At 68.8% G+C, this 16,078-nt stretch carries 17 protein-coding genes; 3 read left to right on the forward strand and 14 right to left on the reverse strand.

All coding sequences use genetic code 11. From position 1 onward, the window contains the following. Positions 1–10 precede the first annotated feature (10 nt). The 4 genes from JOD62_RS05510 to JOD62_RS05525 form a co-directional block, all read right to left on the reverse strand. Entirely contained in the window at positions 11–601 is a 591-nt protein-coding gene (locus JOD62_RS05510; RefSeq protein ID WP_204938318.1) for a TetR/AcrR family transcriptional regulator, read from the reverse strand. An 82-nt stretch (positions 602–683) separates the two neighbouring features. Beyond that, the gene (locus JOD62_RS05515) at positions 684–1,043 is read right to left on the reverse strand and encodes a fluoride efflux transporter FluC (protein ID WP_204938319.1); all 360 of its coding nucleotides are present in this window, start codon (positions 1,041–1,043) and stop codon (positions 684–686) included. Then, positions 1,040–1,432, reverse strand: coding sequence for a fluoride efflux transporter FluC (locus JOD62_RS05520; protein ID WP_204938320.1), 393 nt, complete (start codon positions 1,430–1,432; stop codon positions 1,040–1,042). Before JOD62_RS05520 ends, JOD62_RS05515 begins: the two co-directional genes overlap by 4 nt. A gap of 21 nt (positions 1,433–1,453) precedes the next feature. After that, a complete protein-coding gene (locus JOD62_RS05525; protein ID WP_204938321.1) occupies positions 1,454–2,224 on the reverse strand; it encodes a MerR family transcriptional regulator in 771 nt (256 codons plus the stop codon). Positions 2,225–2,363: 139 nt separating this feature from the next. Between JOD62_RS05525 and JOD62_RS05530 the strand changes: the two genes are divergently transcribed. Both JOD62_RS05530 and JOD62_RS05535 read left to right on the forward strand, forming a co-directional pair. Continuing rightward, positions 2,364–3,203, forward strand: a complete 840-nt coding sequence (locus JOD62_RS05530; RefSeq protein ID WP_204938322.1) for a DUF4097 family beta strand repeat-containing protein — start codon at positions 2,364–2,366, stop codon at positions 3,201–3,203. Beyond that, positions 3,200–3,820, forward strand: a complete 621-nt coding sequence (locus JOD62_RS05535) for a PadR family transcriptional regulator (RefSeq protein WP_204938323.1) — start codon at positions 3,200–3,202, stop codon at positions 3,818–3,820. Before JOD62_RS05530 ends, JOD62_RS05535 begins: the two co-directional genes overlap by 4 nt. Before the next feature lie 66 nt (positions 3,821–3,886). Here the strand turns inward: JOD62_RS05535 and JOD62_RS05540 are convergent, their stop codons facing one another. Then, the gene (locus tag JOD62_RS05540) at positions 3,887–4,432 is read right to left on the reverse strand and encodes a universal stress protein (protein WP_204938324.1); all 546 of its coding nucleotides are present in this window, start codon (positions 4,430–4,432) and stop codon (positions 3,887–3,889) included. 142 nt (positions 4,433–4,574) lie between these two features. On the opposite strand from JOD62_RS05540, the gene JOD62_RS05545 reads away from it, so the two are divergent. Next, the gene (locus tag JOD62_RS05545; RefSeq protein ID WP_204938325.1) at positions 4,575–4,760 is read left to right on the forward strand and encodes a DUF3073 domain-containing protein; all 186 of its coding nucleotides are present in this window, start codon (positions 4,575–4,577) and stop codon (positions 4,758–4,760) included. 238 nt (positions 4,761–4,998) lie between these two features. On the opposite strand, the gene JOD62_RS05550 is transcribed toward JOD62_RS05545, so the two are convergent. The 9 genes from JOD62_RS05550 to JOD62_RS05590 all read right to left on the reverse strand — a co-directional run bounded on the left by JOD62_RS05550 (position 4,999) and on the right by JOD62_RS05590 (position 15,965). Continuing rightward, positions 4,999–5,373, reverse strand: a complete 375-nt coding sequence (locus JOD62_RS05550) for a TIGR02611 family protein (RefSeq protein WP_239526564.1) — start codon at positions 5,371–5,373, stop codon at positions 4,999–5,001. A gap of 77 nt (positions 5,374–5,450) precedes the next feature. Beyond that, a complete protein-coding gene (locus tag JOD62_RS05555; RefSeq protein ID WP_204938326.1) occupies positions 5,451–6,740 on the reverse strand; it encodes an MFS transporter in 1,290 nt (429 codons plus the stop codon). Next, positions 6,737–8,212, reverse strand: a complete 1,476-nt coding sequence (gene purF, locus JOD62_RS05560) for an amidophosphoribosyltransferase (RefSeq protein ID WP_204938327.1) — start codon at positions 8,210–8,212, stop codon at positions 6,737–6,739. The genes JOD62_RS05555 and purF overlap by 4 nt, the downstream gene beginning before the upstream one ends. A gap of 6 nt (positions 8,213–8,218) precedes the next feature. Further along, complete coding sequence (gene purM, locus JOD62_RS05565) at positions 8,219–9,331, reverse strand: phosphoribosylformylglycinamidine cyclo-ligase (RefSeq protein WP_204938328.1); 1,113 nt, start codon at positions 9,329–9,331, stop codon at positions 8,219–8,221. Positions 9,332–9,436: 105 nt separating this feature from the next. Beyond that, a complete protein-coding gene (locus JOD62_RS05570; RefSeq protein WP_204938329.1) occupies positions 9,437–11,950 on the reverse strand; it encodes an HtaA domain-containing protein in 2,514 nt (837 codons plus the stop codon). A 175-nt stretch (positions 11,951–12,125) separates the two neighbouring features. Further along, positions 12,126–12,890 carry a heme ABC transporter ATP-binding protein gene (locus JOD62_RS05575; RefSeq protein WP_271171458.1) on the reverse strand — a complete coding sequence of 255 codons (765 nt, stop codon included), beginning with the start codon at positions 12,888–12,890 and terminating at the stop codon, positions 12,126–12,128. Further along, on the reverse strand, positions 12,887–13,987 hold the full coding sequence (locus JOD62_RS05580) for a FecCD family ABC transporter permease (RefSeq protein ID WP_407666005.1): 1,101 nt from the start codon (positions 13,985–13,987) through the stop codon (positions 12,887–12,889). Before JOD62_RS05580 ends, JOD62_RS05575 begins: the two co-directional genes overlap by 4 nt. After that, complete coding sequence (locus JOD62_RS05585) at positions 13,984–15,093, reverse strand: heme/hemin ABC transporter substrate-binding protein (RefSeq protein ID WP_204938330.1); 1,110 nt, start codon at positions 15,091–15,093, stop codon at positions 13,984–13,986. Before JOD62_RS05585 ends, JOD62_RS05580 begins: the two co-directional genes overlap by 4 nt. Then, on the reverse strand, positions 15,090–15,965 hold the full coding sequence (locus JOD62_RS05590; protein ID WP_204938331.1) for an HtaA domain-containing protein: 876 nt from the start codon (positions 15,963–15,965) through the stop codon (positions 15,090–15,092). Before JOD62_RS05590 ends, JOD62_RS05585 begins: the two co-directional genes overlap by 4 nt. Between the last annotated feature and the right edge of the window lie 113 nt (positions 15,966–16,078).

Consider the following 16,078-nt stretch of genomic DNA (forward strand, 5'->3'; position numbering starts at 1 on the left):
GTTCTTTCGATCAGTCCGGCAGGGTGGGGGACGCGGATGCTGCGCTCACGGGCGTTTCCAGGATCGCGGCGAGCGCGTGCTGAAGGGTCGTGAGCGGAAGCGGGTGCTCATGGATCTGGGCGTGCCACAGGGTCCCGTCGATGAAGACGGCGGCGGCGCGCGAGCGCTCTTCACCATAGGTGGGCACGAGGGAGGTGACGAGCTCGTCGGACCAGTGCCGGGCGAGCGCGCGCAGGCGCGGGTCATGCACAGCCGCGGTGACCACGGCACGGTCTGCCTGCAGCGCCCGGGAGTCGCCGAGGTTGGCGTGCAGAAGCCCGGCGAGCGTGGCGGGGCTGACGCCCTGCGTGGCGAGGGTGTCGCGCACGACCGCCATCTGCGCATCCACATGCTCGACGAGCAGTTGCAGCGCGGCGGCGCGGAGATCGTCGAGGGTCGCGAAGTACTGGGTCGTGGCACCGAGGGGCACCTCGGCGCGAGCGGCGACCAGGCGGTGCGTAAGGGCATCGACGCCGATCTCGGTGATGAGTTCGGCAGCGGCAGTGACGATCGCGAGACGGCGCGCTTCAGGATCACGTCGACGACGCGCGGTCTCCGCCATGACACCTCCTGAACACATGTACATGTACTTTTGTACATTCTCGCGTTGAGAGGTGGCTGTGAGATGAACGCGGAGCCTCTGCTCAGAACTGCGAGGCGACCGCCAATCCGAGCCCTGCCGCGAGGACACCGATGAGCAGCATCCCGATCGCATGTCCGGCAGCTGCTCGGCGCGCACCATCCCGCCACAGGGCGACCGTGTCGAGCATCGCGGTGCTAAAGGTCGTGTATCCCCCGAGGAAGCCTGCACCGACAAGGAAGAGCACCTCGGGGAGCAGGCCCACGACGACACCCAACGCGAACGATCCCGTGACGTTGATCACGAAGACGCCCCACGGAAACCGACGCCCCGCCAGGCGCGTGACTCCTCGATCGACGAGGTAGCGCACCACTGCTCCCGCACCCCCGGCGAGCGCCGCGCAGAGAAAGAGCAGGGGACTCACGCGGCACCACCCCCGGGAGCCTGCCGCGACCGCCCCAGCCAGAGGCCGAGCACCGCCGCACCGATGCCTATGGCGACGCTCACCACGGCGTACCCAGCCGCGAGCCAGGGCGCGGCACCGCCGAGCTCGATGATCCCGACGGTGAAGGCGCTGTACGTCGTGAAGCCTCCCAGCAGCCCGGTGCCGAGGAACAGCCGGACACCTGACGATGCGGGCAGACGCGCGGCGAGCACCCCGAGCAGGAAAGATCCCGCGACGTTCGCCACGAGGATCGAGAGCGGCAGGCCCGCGGCATCCGGAATCACGAACCCGAGGGCGAGGCGAGCGGCCGTCCCCAGCGTGCCACCTGCGGCCACGAGGAGCACGCGAGTGACTGACGCGGGGTTCACGCTCGCCACTCTACTCGCGGCCTAAAGCGACCGCTCGGCGTAGACGCGCAGCGCGTCGCGCACGAACTCCGCACCGGCCGTGCCGCCGGCGGATGTCTCATAGTTCTTCGCGAAGCGCGGATCGGCGACGTACATCTCACCGAGCCCGAGCACGTAGCCCCTGATGTCACCGCCGTTCGCCGCGGGCGTGCCGGGCACTGAACGGAGCCAGGCGACATGCCGCGCGGCGAGCTCCTGCGCAGCATCCGCGTCCGCAGGGACGCCCGACTCCGCGGCGGCGATCCAGTCGCGGCCGAGTTGAGCGACGCGCTCCTGGAACGCGGCGCGCTCTTCGGGCGTCTGACCTCGCCACCAGCGATCGCCGTCGGCGTAGGCCTTCGCGCCCCAGCGCTGCTCCACCTCCTCCTTGTACTGCGTGTGATCGAATCCGTCGAACATGCTGTCGGTCATGAGCTCTTCCTTTCCGGTGAGGGCGTCGATGGTGTGCTCGACGGCGGCGATCTGCCGCGCGAGCCGGCCCTGCTCCTCACGAAGCAGGGCGAGATGGGTCTGCAGAGCGGATGCCTCGGAGCGCTCCCGCTCCAGCACTTCCGCGATCTGCGGCAGGCCGAGCCCGAGCTCGCGCAGCAGCAGGATGCGCTGCAGGCGCACGAGGGCGCGCTCGTCGTAGTGGCGGTACCCGTTCGGCGCGATGCGACTCGGCGGGAGCAAGCCGATGTCGTCGTAGTGGCGCAGCGCGCGGCTGGTCGTCCCCGCGAGACGGGCGACTTCCTGGATGGACCAATCGTTCATGTGTCCCACCGTAGAAGTTGACGCTGCGGCAATGTCAAGACGCAGCACCCTGAGTCTTCACTGACCCCTCTTGACAAAGTCGAGATATATCGTGTTATTGTTGGCACAACACGATATATCTCGACTTTACGGAGAAATCATGACCGAGAAGTGGCTCATCGCTCCCGGCGAAGAACGCGTCATCGACATCGACTCGGCGACCCGGCTGAAAGTCGGCCTCGTCGGCGGTCAGGTCGATGTCGTCGCGCACGACGAACCGAGCATCCGCATCGAGGTGCACGGCGTCACGGTGAAAGACCTGCGCGTGGAATCCGACGGCACGCAGATCGAGATCGACCACCCGCAGCTGGGCTGGGACAACTTCCTCGAGGTGTTCCGCAACTTCGGCTCCGGTGGACCCAAGGCAGAGATCAGTGTGGCCGTCCCGCGCAGCATCGCGCTCAACCTCGGCGTGGTGAGCGCCGGCGCGCTCATCTCCGGACTCACGACCGACGCGCGCCTCAACACCGTCTCCGGCGACGTCATCGTCGACACGCACACCGGCGACCTCTCGCTCAACTCGGTGTCCGGCGATGTGCAGGTTCGCGATCTCACCGGCACCGTCTCGGCGAACAGCGTCTCCGGCGACATCGCCATCACCGGCGCCGTGAGTAAGGCGACCATCGACACGGTCTCCGGCGACATGGTCGTCGACGCACAGGGCGCCGTCAACTCGATCAACCTCAACACGATCTCGGGCAGCAGCACCGTGCGCCTCGACCACGCGCTGCCTGCCAACTACGTCGCGCGCACGCTGAGCGGCAAGCTCCTCATCGACGGCGTCGACCGCGGCGGCTCCGGCCCCACCACCTACACCGGCCAGTTCGGCGAACTCGCCGGATCCTTCGTCGATGTGCGCGCCAACTCGGTGTCGGGCAACGTCACCGTGCTGCGGCACGCCCCGGTGTTCGTCGCCGACGACGAGGAGTGGGAATCATGACCCCCGCCGTCTTCTCGCACGGCGACCTGCGCCTGTACCTGCTGTCGCTTCTCGCTGAAGCGCCGCAGCACGGCTACGGGATCATCCAGGCACTCACCGACCGCACGGGCGGCACCTACACTCCGAGCGCAGGAACGATCTACCCCCGCCTGGCGAAGCTGGAAGAGGAGGGCCTGGTCACCAAGACCGTCGAAGGCCGCACCTCGATCTACGCCATCACCGATGCCGGCCGGGCAGAACTCGCATCCCGCCAAGGCGACCTCGCCGGAATCGAGTCCGAGCTCACCGACTCGGTGCGCCTGATCGCGAACGAAGTGCGACAGAGCGTGAAAGAGGCCATGCGCAGCCTGCGCGCCGATCTCGCATCCGCCGCGAAGGACGACCGCTCCACAGCCAAGAAGCGCGCGTCGTCGTCGCCGATCGATGAGGAGCGCGCGCTGAGTCGCGAGCTGCTCGCCCGGGCGGATGCGTCAATCAACGCCTTCCGCGCGCAGGTGCGCGCCGACCTGCGCACGCACGTCGCCCGCGGCGGCGCCGTGCAGACGTCGACGATCACCGACCTGGAAGCGTCGCTCGACTCCGCCGCCCACGCGATCACAGCGGCACTGAGCAAGTAGCAGCAACACCGCACGCCAGAAGCCCGCTCCCGGATGCATCCGGGAGCGGGCTTCTGGCTGCGGAGGCTACTCCGCGAAGATGTCCTTGTCGTCAGCGACGGGCTCGTCGAGCGGAACGATCAGAATGGGGCGGTGCTGGCGGTGTGAAAGCCGCGCAGCCACGGATCCGGTGAAGAACTCGCGGATGGACTCGCCGATACCTCGCTGGCGTGTCCCGACCACGATGAGTTCGGCATCCACCTTGTTCGCGAGGTGCTTGATGGCGATCGCCGGATCACCAACGAGCTGACGGGCTGTCCAGGTCAGGCCACTGCCCTGGAGAGCGTCGGCACTCACCCGCTGCACCTCTTCGAACTCGGCGACGCCCGCTTCGAGGTTGAGGTCGATCGGCGCGGAATGCACGTAGCCGTCCGGATCTTCGTAGGTGACGAAGCGCGTCACATCGACATGGACGACGACGAGCGGAGCCGAGAACAGCTGTGCGTAGCGCACGCCTTCGGCAAGCACACGTGCGGGCTGATGCGGCTGCACGGCAACAATCACGGCGCCCCGCAGCTGCTCGTTCTGCAGCTCGCCCTCGGCGGGGGTGGAAGTCGGATCGGTCACGGTCATCTTCCCTTCGCTCAGAGGGAACCAGGGCTCCCTCACGTACGTGCGTGCTATCCTGAATGCTACTCTTACCGGCCTGGAGCCGGTGTCGTGAATGCCCGAGCCGCATAGGTCTGCGGGCCGTACTCGTGAGGGGGTCTCGCGCATGGGCCGTGGCCGTCAGAAGGCGAAACACACAAAGATCGCCCGCGAACTCAAGGCGTACTCTCCGTCGGTGAACTACTCGGCGCTGGAGCGCGAACTCGGTAGCACCACCGAGGAAGACGCCTACGTCGACAAGTGGGCCGACCAGTACGCGGACGAAGACGAAGACGAACTCGAGAAAGCCTGAACAGCGCTTTCTCGCCCCGGCCGTCGGTGACCCCGACGCCCGGGGCTTCGTCGTTGGCGCCGACAGGATGAGGTGCGGCGCGCGTACTCACCCCGGCCGCCCCTCTCGCGCGCGACCAAGAATGCAAAACAGCCCGCAGGCAGCATCCACGGGGCCGTTTCGCTGCTTTCGCCGATCGACCCGATCCGCCACCCGGCTGCTGCGCGCGGATGTGACTCGCTACGCGTGACGACCGAGATCAGCTCTGCTGCGCGGCCTTGCGCGCCTTCGCCTCAGCGCGGCGCGCATTCCACCACGCCCAGAAACGCCCCAGCAAGCGCTTGAGCCAATCGGCCATCCGTCGCGCCCAGTGGAACTCGGTGCCGAGGATCGCCAACCCCAGGAAGACGACGAGCCAGCCCGGACCGGGGAGCGGAACGAGCAACAGGCCGATCACCGCGACAAGACCGCCGAGGATTCCGACGGTGATGCGGTAGCCGAGCTCGAAGCGCGGATGCTGCGCGACCCACGCACGCGCCCGTCGCAGCATCCGCCGGATCGGCCGGTCCGGATTCTCGCCCCGAGCGATGTCCGCGCTGATCTCACGGGAGAGTTCGTTCGCCGCATCCGTCATGCAGCGAGCATCTCACGATATATCTCGAATTTCCTGTGAACCGGTATCGCCGTGCTCGGTCGCAGACCGAGCCTCGGTCACCAGGCCCCGTGGCGCGCTTCCCACTCGTCTTCGACGGTGCGACGGCGACCGGCGATCCATCCGGCCGGAAGGATCAGCACGAGCATGACCCCGAGCAGGATCAGAGGCACCTGCCACCCGTCGGTCAGCCCATGGATCACGCCGACGAGCGGGGGGAAGATCGCCGCGACGCTGTACGCCACGCTCTGCGCGAAGCCGCTCAGCGCGACCGCGGTCTCATGCGTGCGCGCCCGCACGCTCATGAGCACCAGGCCCAGGGGGAACATGATGCCCGTCATCCCGAGCAGCACCACCCACAGGGGCAGCGCGGCCGTCGGCGCGAACAGCAGGCCGAGCACGCCCAGCACCCCGCCGATCGCGCCGATGAAGAACAGCGGACGGGTGGCCTGCCATCGCACGACCAGAATCGGCACGAGCAGCGCGCAGGGCAGGCCGATCGCCCCGAACAGCGAGAGCAGCGCGCCCGCCTGCGCGGGCGTCACCCCCGCGATGTCGATGAGGATCGCGGGAAGCCACGCGAACGACGTGTACGCGATGAAGGACGAGGTCGCGAGCACGAGACCCGTCGCCCAGGCGAGGGGGATCCGCCAGAGACGTGCGAGCAGGTTGGGGCGTGCCGAGGTCACCGCGATGGGACCGGTGGCGAGCACACTCGGGTCTGTGCTGTCGAGACTCTCGGCGGAGGTCTTCACGACCGCGGCATCCGCGACCTGCGAAGGACGCAGCGCCAGCAGCAGCCAGGGCACCAAAGCGGCGACGACGAACACGAGCCAGAGACCGAGCGACACGCGCCATCCCGCCGCATCCGCCACCGGCACCGCGACCAGTGGCGGCAGGAACGTCGAGATCGCCATCATCGTCGAGTACAGCGTCATCATGAGGCCGAGACGATCAGCGAAGTACTTCTTCACCAGCGGCGGCAGCAGCACGTTTCCGACGCCCACCGCAATGAACATCAGAACCGTGCTCATCAACAGCATGGGCGCGCTGAACGAGAAAGCGCGCAGCCCCAGACCGATCGCCGACAGCACCAACACGGCGACCGCCAGGCGCTCCAAGCCGAACCGGCGCTCGAGTGACGGGGTGAGCAAGCCGAAGATCGCGAAACACACCGGCGGAGCCGAGCCGATCAGGCCGATGATGATCGGGGGCAGCACGAACTCATCGCCGATCGCCTCGTACAGCGGCGACAGCGAGGCGACGCCGGAACGCAACGAGAACGCGAAGAGGACGATGCCGAGCAGCGCGAGCACCCGCCCCTGCCAGAGCGGGCGGGACACGTTCACGATGTCTGGGTGTCCTCGACCCAGGCCAGGTACTCCTCCGTCACGGTGCCCGTGACGTACGTGCCGGTGAAGCAGCTCATGTCGAGCTCTTCCAGTGCGGAGCCCTCGATGATCGCGGCCTTCAGGTCTTCGACCTCCTGGAACACCAGGTAGTCGCAGCCGAGTTCCTCCGCCATCTGCGGGATCGTGCGGCCGTGGGCGATGAGCTCGTGACGCGAGGGCATGTTGATGCCGTACACGTGCTGGAAGCGCACGGGCGGAGCCGCCGAGGCGAAGGTCACCGAGAGTGCGCCCGCGTCGCGGGCCATCTGGATGATCTCCTTGCTCGTCGTGCCGCGCACGATCGAGTCGTCGATCAGCAGCACGTTCTTGCCCTGGAACTCCGTCGACATCGCGTTGAGCTTCTGACGGACCGTCTTCTTGCGCACCGCCTGCCCCGGCATGATGAAGGTGCGGCCCACGTAGCGGTTCTTGTAGAAGCCCTCGCGGTACTCGATGCCGAGCTTGCGTGCGACCTCCATCGCCGCCGGACGGGACGAGTCGGGAATAGGCATGACCACGTCGATCTTGTCGCGCGGCACGTGCTTCGCGATCGTGTCGGCCAGGCGGTCGCCCATGCGCAGGCGCGACTCATACACCGAGACACCGTTCATGACGGAGTCGGGACGCGCCAGGTACACGTACTCGAACGAGCACGGCGCCAGGGTGACGGCATCCGCGCACAGCTGGGAGTGCAGCACACCGTCGTTCGTGATGAAGACTGCCTCACCCGGCTCGACATCGCGGACGATCTCATAGTCGGCGTTCTCGAGCACGAGGGATTCACTCGCCACGACCCACTCGTCGCGCATCGCGCCCGACTCGGGGTCGGTGGCCGTGCGGCGACCGAGCATGAGCGGACGGATGCCGTGCGGATCGCGGAAGGCGAGGAGGCCGTAGCCGGCGATCACGGCGATGACGGCGTAGGCGCCCTCGATGCGGGTGATCGTGTGAGACACGGCCTCGAAGATGCGCTCCGGATCGAGATCGACCGTCGAGGTCGTCGACTGCAGCTCGCCCGCGAGCACGTTGAGCAGCAGCTCGGTGTCGCTGGAGGAGTTGAGGTGACGGCGGTCGCGCTGCTCCATGTCGGCAGTCAGCTCACGCGTGTTGGTGAGGTTGCCGTTGTGCACGAGGATGATGCCGTACGGCGCGTTCACGTAGAACGGCTGCATCTCCTCTTCGCTGGATGCGGTGCCCTTGGTGGCGTAGCGCACGTGGCCGAGGCCGACCGTGCCGAGCAGCGCGCGCATGTCACGGGTGCGGAACGCCTCGCGCACCATGCCGCTCGCCTTGGCCTGATGCATGACGCCGCTCGGCTCAGCCGTGGCGATGCCCGTGGCATCCTGCCCGCGGTGCTGCAGCAGAAGAAGAGCGTCGTAGATGTCCTGGTTGACCGGACCGGTGCCGACCATTCCGACGATGCCGCACATAGGGGGTTACTTCGCTCCGCCTTCTCGGTATGCACCGACGAGACGCACAGCCCCGCCGTCGACGCCCTTGGCGCCCTGTTCGAACTCGCCCGCGGGGCGCTCTGCGGTGGTGTGCACCGTCGCGACCTGCCAGGTGTCGATTCCGCCGGCCGTGAGGGCGGCGGCGATGTCGGATGCCACGTCGGCGGCGACCACGGCGAGGAAGCCGATGCCGAGGTTCCAAGTGCCTTCGCTGGACTCGAGCGAGTTGCCCGAGATCTCCGAGAGCACACGGAAGACGGGTGCCGGCGACCACGTGGAGCGGTCGACCTCAGCCCAGCTGCCGACCGGGAGCACACGCGCGAGGTTGGCAGCGATGCCCCCACCGGTGACGTGGCTGAGCGCGTGCAGGCCATCGCCGAAGTCATCCGCGATACCGAGCAGCGGCGTCGTGTACAGGCGCGTGGGCGTCAGCAGGGCTTCGCCCCAGGTGGTGCCGAGGTCGGCGGCCTGGTCGGCGTAGTTGATGCCGGCATTCGCGATGATGTGGCGAACGAGCGAGTAGCCGTTGGAGTGCAGACCGCTGGAAGCCAGCGCGAGAACCACATCGCCGTCCTGCACGCGGTCGGCGCCCAGCATCCGCTCGGCCTCGACGACACCGGTCGCGGCGCCCGCGACGTCGTAGTCGTTGATGCCCAGAAGCCCCGGGTGCTCGGCCGTCTCGCCGCCGACGAGCGCCGTGCCCGTGAGCGTGCACGCCTCAGCGATGCCGCGGACGATGTCGGCGATGCGCTCGGGGAAGACCTTGCCGCAGGCGATGTAGTCGGTCATGAAGAGCGGCTTCGCGCCCACCACGACGATGTCGTCGACGACCATGCCGACGAGGTCGTGGCCGATCGTGTCGTGCTTGTCGATCGCCTGGGCGATCGCGACCTTCGTGCCGACGCCGTCGGTGCTCGATGCGAGCAGGGGCTTCGTATAGCCCAGCAGCGCGCTGGCGTCGAAGAGTCCGGCGAATCCGCCGACCCCTCCGAAGACCTCGGGGCCGTGCGTCGCGCGCACGGCAGACTTCATGAGTTCGACGGCCAGGTCGCCGGCAGCCGTATCGACTCCGGCTTCGGCATAGGTGTGAGACGACACTCCTTGATCCTACCGCGACCGGGCGCGTCGACAGACGTCTAAGGCGGTGCGGCCGACCCCGAAGAATCGACCGCCCCGCCCGTGATCAGCGAGTGCGTCGCTGCGTCAGCTCTCGATCAGGCGACGACGACGGATGACCGTCAGCGCCAGTCCCGCGACGAGCAGCAGCGCGCCGATGCCCAGGCCTGCGAAGTCCGGCTCTGCACCGGTCGTGGCCAGGCCGTCCGTGCTGGAGTCGCAGGGGACCTCGGCTCCGAGCGGGAAGCGGATCGACACCGGGTCGAGCGCGTCACCGGCGGCGTAGAAGCCTGCGAAGGCCTCCGCGCCGGCACTCGTGAGCGTCGCCGGAGCGTTCGTCCACGAGATTGAGGATCCCGAGGTCGAGGCATCCGAGAGCGAGAGCGTGGCGAAGTTCACGCCCGATGCGTTCACGTCCGGAGAGCCGTTGAAGCCCTTCGACGACACGTCGAGGATGAGCTGCGCCGACGAGCCCGTGACACGCACGCGCGGGTTCGACAGCGTCAGGTCCAGCGCACCGGAGTGGCCGGTGAAGTGCATGCTGCCACCGAAGGAGACGCGTCCGTTTCCGGTCTCCGTGCTGTAGGCACCGGATCCGCTGCCCCAGCCGCCCGACACCGCGCCCTTGGCGATGCCGCCCTGGACGTAGCTCACGAAGCTGGCCTTCACGCCCCATTCGAAGCTCGCGCCGTCGACGGCACGCGCGAGGCACACGGGTGCCGCGGGCTTCTCGGGAGCCGGTGCGGCCGTGATCGTCACGGGGAAGCTCGCCGTGACCGCCCCGGAGGTCGCGACGATCGTGTGCTCGCCGGCCGGAACCGTCGCCGGGATCGTGCCGGTGAAGCGGAAGGCTCCCCCGGCCGAGGCGACAGTCGCACCGAGCTCGACGGGGTCGGAGTGCAGCACGAGCGCCACGTTGCCGAGAGCCGGGAACCCGGCACCGGTGATCGTGAACTCACCACCCTGAACGACCGTCGGCGCGCTGAGAGCGAGCGTCGGCTTCTCAGGGGTGACGGCGGCGGCGACCGTGACGGGCGCGAACGCGTCGAGCGTGCGGTTCGTGATCGACAGCGCGTGCGCTGCCGAGGTGGCAACGTTGTACTCACCCTCGGAGCTCAGCGTTCCTGCGGGGATCGTGACGGTCGTGGTGAACGCGCCGTCGACGATCTGCGAGGCAGGAACCCAGCCCTGGGCGATCCAGCCGGCCGAGACGAGCGGGCCGCTGCCGTCCCACACGGACTTCTCACCGAACAGCACGTAGGCGCCGTTGACCGCGCCGTCGCCGATGTATCCGGATCCGGTGACGGTGAGCACGTTCTCGACGCTCGGGTCGAGGTCGGCGTTCGGCGTGACCGTGAGGGTCGGCGCCGGGATGGGCGACGGGGTCTTGAACACCACGGGGGTGAACGTCTCGAACGGCGCGTACTTCGCGCCGCCACCGCCGTAGGTGTAGATGCCCCAGCGACCGTTCTCGAGCGCCTCGGCCTCGCTCACCGTGAGCGTCGTCGAGAAGGTGCCATCCTCGGCGATCACGATGCCGCCGCGCGCGGCGCCGCCGATCGTGGCGAGGTCGGCCTCGTGCACGCCCCACTTCTGCTCGATGACCTTGCGCGCACTGCTGGGCGCACCTGCGGAGGGCTTCCAGTTCTCTGCGAAGGAACCGAAGACGACGTAGGCGCCGGTGAACTTTCCGGCCAGCGGCGGGCGGGTGCCCGAGGTGTCGGGCGCGTTCGGCAGGAAGCCGGAACCCGTCACGGTGACGGTCTCACCGGCGGGATCGATGTTGATCGACTTGCTGACCGTCACGGTCGGCGTCGGGCGCACGGGCCCGGTCGCCTCGGTGACGGTGTGCGCGACGGTGTTCGACACAGATCCGGTGAACGCCGCGGCGTCGGTCGGGGTGAACTCGGCACGGAAGGAGTGGCTGCCGATCGTGGCGTTCTCGAAGCTGAGAGTGGCTGCGCCGTCGACCGCGTCGACGCCGAATGCGAGCGGGATCTCGCCATCGAGGAAGCGGAAGGTTCCCGCGGCGGCGGGGCTCACGGCAGCGACGATCGAGATCGCCTGCCCTTCAGACGATGTGCCTGCCGGAGAGACGGTGACGGTCGTCGAGGTCTGCGTCGCAGGCTCAGGCTCTGCAGCGGCGTAGACGAGCGGGATGCTGGTCTTCTGCGTCTCGTCACGGCCTCCGTGCGCCTGGCGGGTGTGCACGACGTACTCGACGCCGTCGGCGAAGGCCGGGGCCGGGAGCTCCACGGAGAACGAGCCATCCGGGTTCATCGGCGCCGTGGCTCCGAGGCCCGGCATGGTGCCGACCGCGTTGCCCACGGCAACCCAGGCGAGGATCGTGTCGGCCGAGGCTCCGGCCTGACGGATGCCGACGTAGACGCCGTTCGCGGAGGGGTCGGGGTTGAACCCTGCACCCTGGATGGTGACGGGACCACCGTCGCGGGGCGCTTCGGTGACGGTCAGCACTGCGCCGCCGGCGGCGTACGCGGGCGCGGCGCCGAAGGCGGCCCCCGAGATCGTCAGCACTGCGGCGAGCAGCGCCGCCAGCAGGCGCGAGCGCGGTCTGCGCGGCGCCGTTCGGGTGTGAGACACAGTCTTCTCCTCTGATGTGTGAGCCGTCCTGGCTCGGCGGGGGCGAAATGACGGGTGATTCGCAAGGCTCACGCAGAGTAAGGCAAGCCTATCCTTAGTCGGTATCGACTCTAGTGAGGTTACCCTTCCCTGGCAAGTCGCTGAGTGCCGGACGCACCACCTGCGACGCTGCGCATCAGCGTCGGGGAATCACCAGAGGGTGGCCATTGATCGGATCCGTGATCACGGCGACAGGCGCCCCGTAGACGGCCTCGATGCGCTCCTGGGTCAGGACCGCCGCCGGAGACCCATGGGCGACACTGCGCCCGCTCTCGAGCATCGCGATCTCATCCGCGAATGCCGCGGCAAGAGAGAGATCGTGCAGCACGACGATGACGGCCCGCCCCTGATCAGCCAGATCACGGGCACTGCGCAGAAGCTCCTCCTGATGCCGCAGGTCGAGCGCCGCGGTCGGCTCGTCGAGCATGACGACGGGGGTGTCCTGCACCAGCACCCGCGCGAACGACACCCGCGCCTGCTCTCCGCCCGACAGCGAGCCGTAGGCGCGATCCGCCAGGTGACCGACGTCGGCCCGACGCATCGCCTCCGCGATGATCTCGTCGTCGTCCCGATCGGCACCCTGCCACGGCGCCGCCCCCATCTCGACGACCTGAGCGACCGAGTAGGCGAAGGACACCCGGTTGGACTGCAGCAGCACGGAACGCCGCCGCGCCAGATCGCGCGCGCGCAGCTGCGCGACGTCCTCGCCGTCCAGCAGCACGCGACCCGCGGTCGGCGCGATGTCTCCGGAAAGCGCTCCGAGCAGTGTCGACTTGCCCGCCCCATTGGGGCCGACCAGGGCGAGCACCCGCCCGTAGGCGATGCGCAGCGACACGTCTGCGAGAAGGTGTGATCCGCCGAGACGGTAGGACACCTCTTCCACGGAGTACGCGACGGTCACGACCAGCCCCCTGCGTTTCGTCGGATGAGCCAGTAGAAGAAGGGGCCGCCGAGCAAAGAGGTGAGGATCCCGATGGGCAGGTCGGCCGCGGGCACTGCCGTGCGGGCGAACAGGTCGGCGAACACCAGCAGCACGCCGCCGCCCAGGAACGAGGCGATCATGAGGGGACGTGTCGCCGGACCCAGGATGCCGCGGAACAGGTGCGGGATGACGAGACCGACGAAGGCGATGATGCCGACGAAGGCCACGGCGACTCCCGTGAGCAGCGCGACCAGCACGATCGACAGGATGCGCAGCCGCTCGACACGCACGCCCAGGTGCGCGGCCGTGCGGTCGCCGAGCGCGAGGAGGTCGTAGCGCGGGGCGGCGAGGAAGGCGATCACCAGCGAGATCGCTGTCACGGACGCCACGACCGCGACCTCCCCCCAGCGGGAGCCGTTCATGGATCCGAGCTGCCAGAACACGATCTGCTCACGCGACGCCGCGCTGCCGGCGAACATGAGCACGGCCAGCAACGCTCCCGCGAAGGCGTTGACTGCGATTCCGGTGAGGATCAGACGCACCGACTCTGTGCGGCCGCGCACGCGGGCAGCACCGTAGACGAGCAGCGTGGCACCGAATCCGCCGGCGAAGGCGAGCGCCGCCGTGACCCACGAACCCGCCGAGGTCAGCCCGAGCGTGATCGCGACGGCGGCACCGACCGCGGCGCCGGAGGAGACTCCGACGACGCCGGGCTCCGCGAGAGGGTTGCCGAAGATCGCCTGCATCACGACGCCGGCCACAGCGAGAGCCCCACCGACCAGCAGCGACATGAGCACCCGCGGGAAGCGGATCTGCCACAGCGTCGACTCGACCATCGGCGAGATCGGCTCACCGACCCCCGTGATGCCGATCGCCCGCAGGAGTGCGGTGCCCATCTCGGCGGGGGAGATCGGAAGCTGGCCCGACCCGGCCGAGACGAGCACGCCGACCAGGAGCACGACGGACAGCACGGGCGCGACGATCCAGATGCGGCCGCGGCGCGGCCGACCGACTGTGGTCGTTTCCGCGCGCGTGACCCGATCGGGAGCCGTGCTGATCGTCACGTCGGCGCTCACGACCGCTCACGCAGGTCGGGAGCGTAGATCGCACGGGCAAGCGCACGCAGCACATCCGCCGAACGGGGACCGAACGACAGGATCTGCGCGTCGTCCATATCGACGAACCGCTGCTTCTGTCCCGCTGCGGTCACGGCGATCGCAGGCTTCTCCTCGATCAGCCCCTGCGCGCCGCCGGCGGATTCGAGCCCGTGCGTCATCACGAGAATGAGGTCGGGATCAGCGGCTGCCATCGCCTCGTCGGTCATGGGCCGCATGCCCGCCCATCCGAGCTCGCCCGCCACATCCACGCCGCCGACCGCCTCGATGAGCGCGTCCGCTCCGGATTCCTCTCCGAAGAGGTAATAGACACCCGCCGAACCGCGCACGTAGAGGAACAGCATGCGCACCCGATCGCCCGGCTCCGTCGGGGCGATCTCGGCGATCTCCGCGACGGCGGACTGAATGTCCGCACCGATGCGGGTCGCGAGTTCGTCCCCGACCTGCGGCACGCCGAGCACGGCGGCGACATCGCGTGCGAGCACGGCCGCCCCCTCGAAGGATGGCTCGTTCTGCACGGCGACGACCGTGATCCCCACATCGCGCAGCTGCTCGACGACATCGCGTGGGCCGATGGAGCCATCGGTGAGGACGAGAGTCGGCGCCAGCGCGATGATCGCTTCGCTGTTGATCGTGTGTCCCGGGCCCGTGACGACGGGAAGCTCGTGCGGGCCGGGGAACGTCGTCGCCGCGTCGCGACCCACAAGCTGATCGCCGAGGCCGAGAGCCCAGACGGTCGCCGCGAGCGAGCCCGCACGGTCGATGGCGATGACGCGGGATGTGTCCTCGATCGTGACCTCGGTCTCGCCCGCCATGTCGTATGACGTCACGGTCGTGGGCAGGGACGCACGAGGGGCATCCGCGATGGGCTCGATGCGCAGGTCATCGAGAATGGCCGTCGACGGCCCCTCCCAGGAGCGCGGGTCATCGAGGGGGATCAGCTCAGACAGCGCGGGCAGCGTCTCCGCGGCCGGAAGCGAGGTCGATGGCGCGGCGGCTCCCGTCGCGCACCCCGCGAGCGCGAGCAGGCTCAGCGCGGCGAGCGCCGCGGTGAGCCGCCGTCTCATGGTGCGTCCTCGGTGTGCGCGTCGCGAACTGCCGAGACGACGGCGCGGCGACGGCGCACCGCCCAGACGGCCGTGGCTCCGGCGAGGATGAGGGCTCCCCCGGCGACCGCCCACCAGACACCGGCGGGCGCGGTGTCCGCCGGCGCCTCCGCGTTGGCGATCGCGACAGACGAAGCCTCGGGCTCGGGCGCGGGCGTATCGGCGACCGGTTCGGTGCATTCCAGGACGAACGAGAAGGACAGCGGATCCATCACGGTGCCCGCCTCGTAGCTGCCGAAGGCGGCGAAGCCTTCGGGTGTGATCGTGGCGGCGACGGCGGCTGCGGCGACCTCGCCGCTCTCGGCCAGAGGCAGCGTTCCGGCGTCGAGATCGAGGGCGATCATCGGAATCTGCGGATGCGTCTGCACGGCATCCGTGGCTCCGGCGAGCGCATCTTCCATCGAGACCCCGCTGATGTCGACCTTCAGCTGCGGCTGCTGCCCCTCGCTCAGCACCAGGGTGGGATTGGCGAAGGTCGTGCGCAGCAGGCCGTTATGACCGGTGAAGGTGACGACGCCCTCGAAGGCGACCTCGCCGGATCCGGTCGCGTCGAGCGAGCCGTGCGCACCGCTCCAGGTGAACTCGGGCGTCGTGTAGCTCGCGCCTTCCGCTGCCTCCCACGCGCCCTTGGCGATCGTGCCCGAGATGTACGAGCGGAACGACTCCTTGACGCCCCAACTCAGAGTCCCGTCCGTGACGGCGCAGACGCTCTCAGCGGTCGCAGCAGACGCCGGGGCGGCAGCGCCACCCGCCGCGAGCACACCGACGCCGAGGGCGATCGCCGCGAGGACGTGAGGGCGGGCACGATGGCGCGGAGCCGAGGAAAGCGACATGGAGGACCTCTCTGCGACGTCGTTTCGGGGCGACCTGTGGGGGAACCCTTATACGGTAAGCCTTACCTAACCCCGTCGCCAAACCGTGCACGCCGTCTCCGGCGAACATGACG

Source organism: Microbacterium keratanolyticum (assembly GCF_016907255.1).
In the GTDB taxonomy this organism is placed as follows: domain Bacteria; phylum Actinomycetota; class Actinomycetes; order Actinomycetales; family Microbacteriaceae; genus Microbacterium; species Microbacterium keratanolyticum.

Bases quoted from the DNA above. Each gene is read 5' to 3' on its own strand.
- JOD62_RS05590 (WP_204938331.1), bottom strand. From the start codon at position 15,965: ATGTCGCTTTCCTCGGCTCCGCGCCATCGTGCCCGCCCTCACGTCCTC.
- JOD62_RS05540 (WP_204938324.1), bottom strand. From the start codon at position 4,432: ATGACCGTGACCGATCCGACTTCCACCCCCGCCGAGGGCGAGCTGCAG.
- JOD62_RS05530 (WP_204938322.1), top strand. From the start codon at position 2,364: ATGACCGAGAAGTGGCTCATCGCTCCCGGCGAAGAACGCGTCATCGAC.
- JOD62_RS05550 (WP_239526564.1), bottom strand. From the start codon at position 5,373: ATGACGGATGCGGCGAACGAACTCTCCCGTGAGATCAGCGCGGACATC.
- JOD62_RS05535 (WP_204938323.1), top strand. From the start codon at position 3,200: ATGACCCCCGCCGTCTTCTCGCACGGCGACCTGCGCCTGTACCTGCTG.
- JOD62_RS05585 (WP_204938330.1), bottom strand. From the start codon at position 15,093: ATGAGACGGCGGCTCACCGCGGCGCTCGCCGCGCTGAGCCTGCTCGCG.
- purF (WP_204938327.1), bottom strand. From the start codon at position 8,212: ATGTGCGGCATCGTCGGAATGGTCGGCACCGGTCCGGTCAACCAGGAC.
- JOD62_RS05510 (WP_204938318.1), bottom strand. From the start codon at position 601: ATGGCGGAGACCGCGCGTCGTCGACGTGATCCTGAAGCGCGCCGTCTC.
- JOD62_RS05525 (WP_204938321.1), bottom strand. From the start codon at position 2,224: ATGAACGATTGGTCCATCCAGGAAGTCGCCCGTCTCGCGGGGACGACC.
- JOD62_RS05545 (WP_204938325.1), top strand. From the start codon at position 4,575: ATGGGCCGTGGCCGTCAGAAGGCGAAACACACAAAGATCGCCCGCGAA.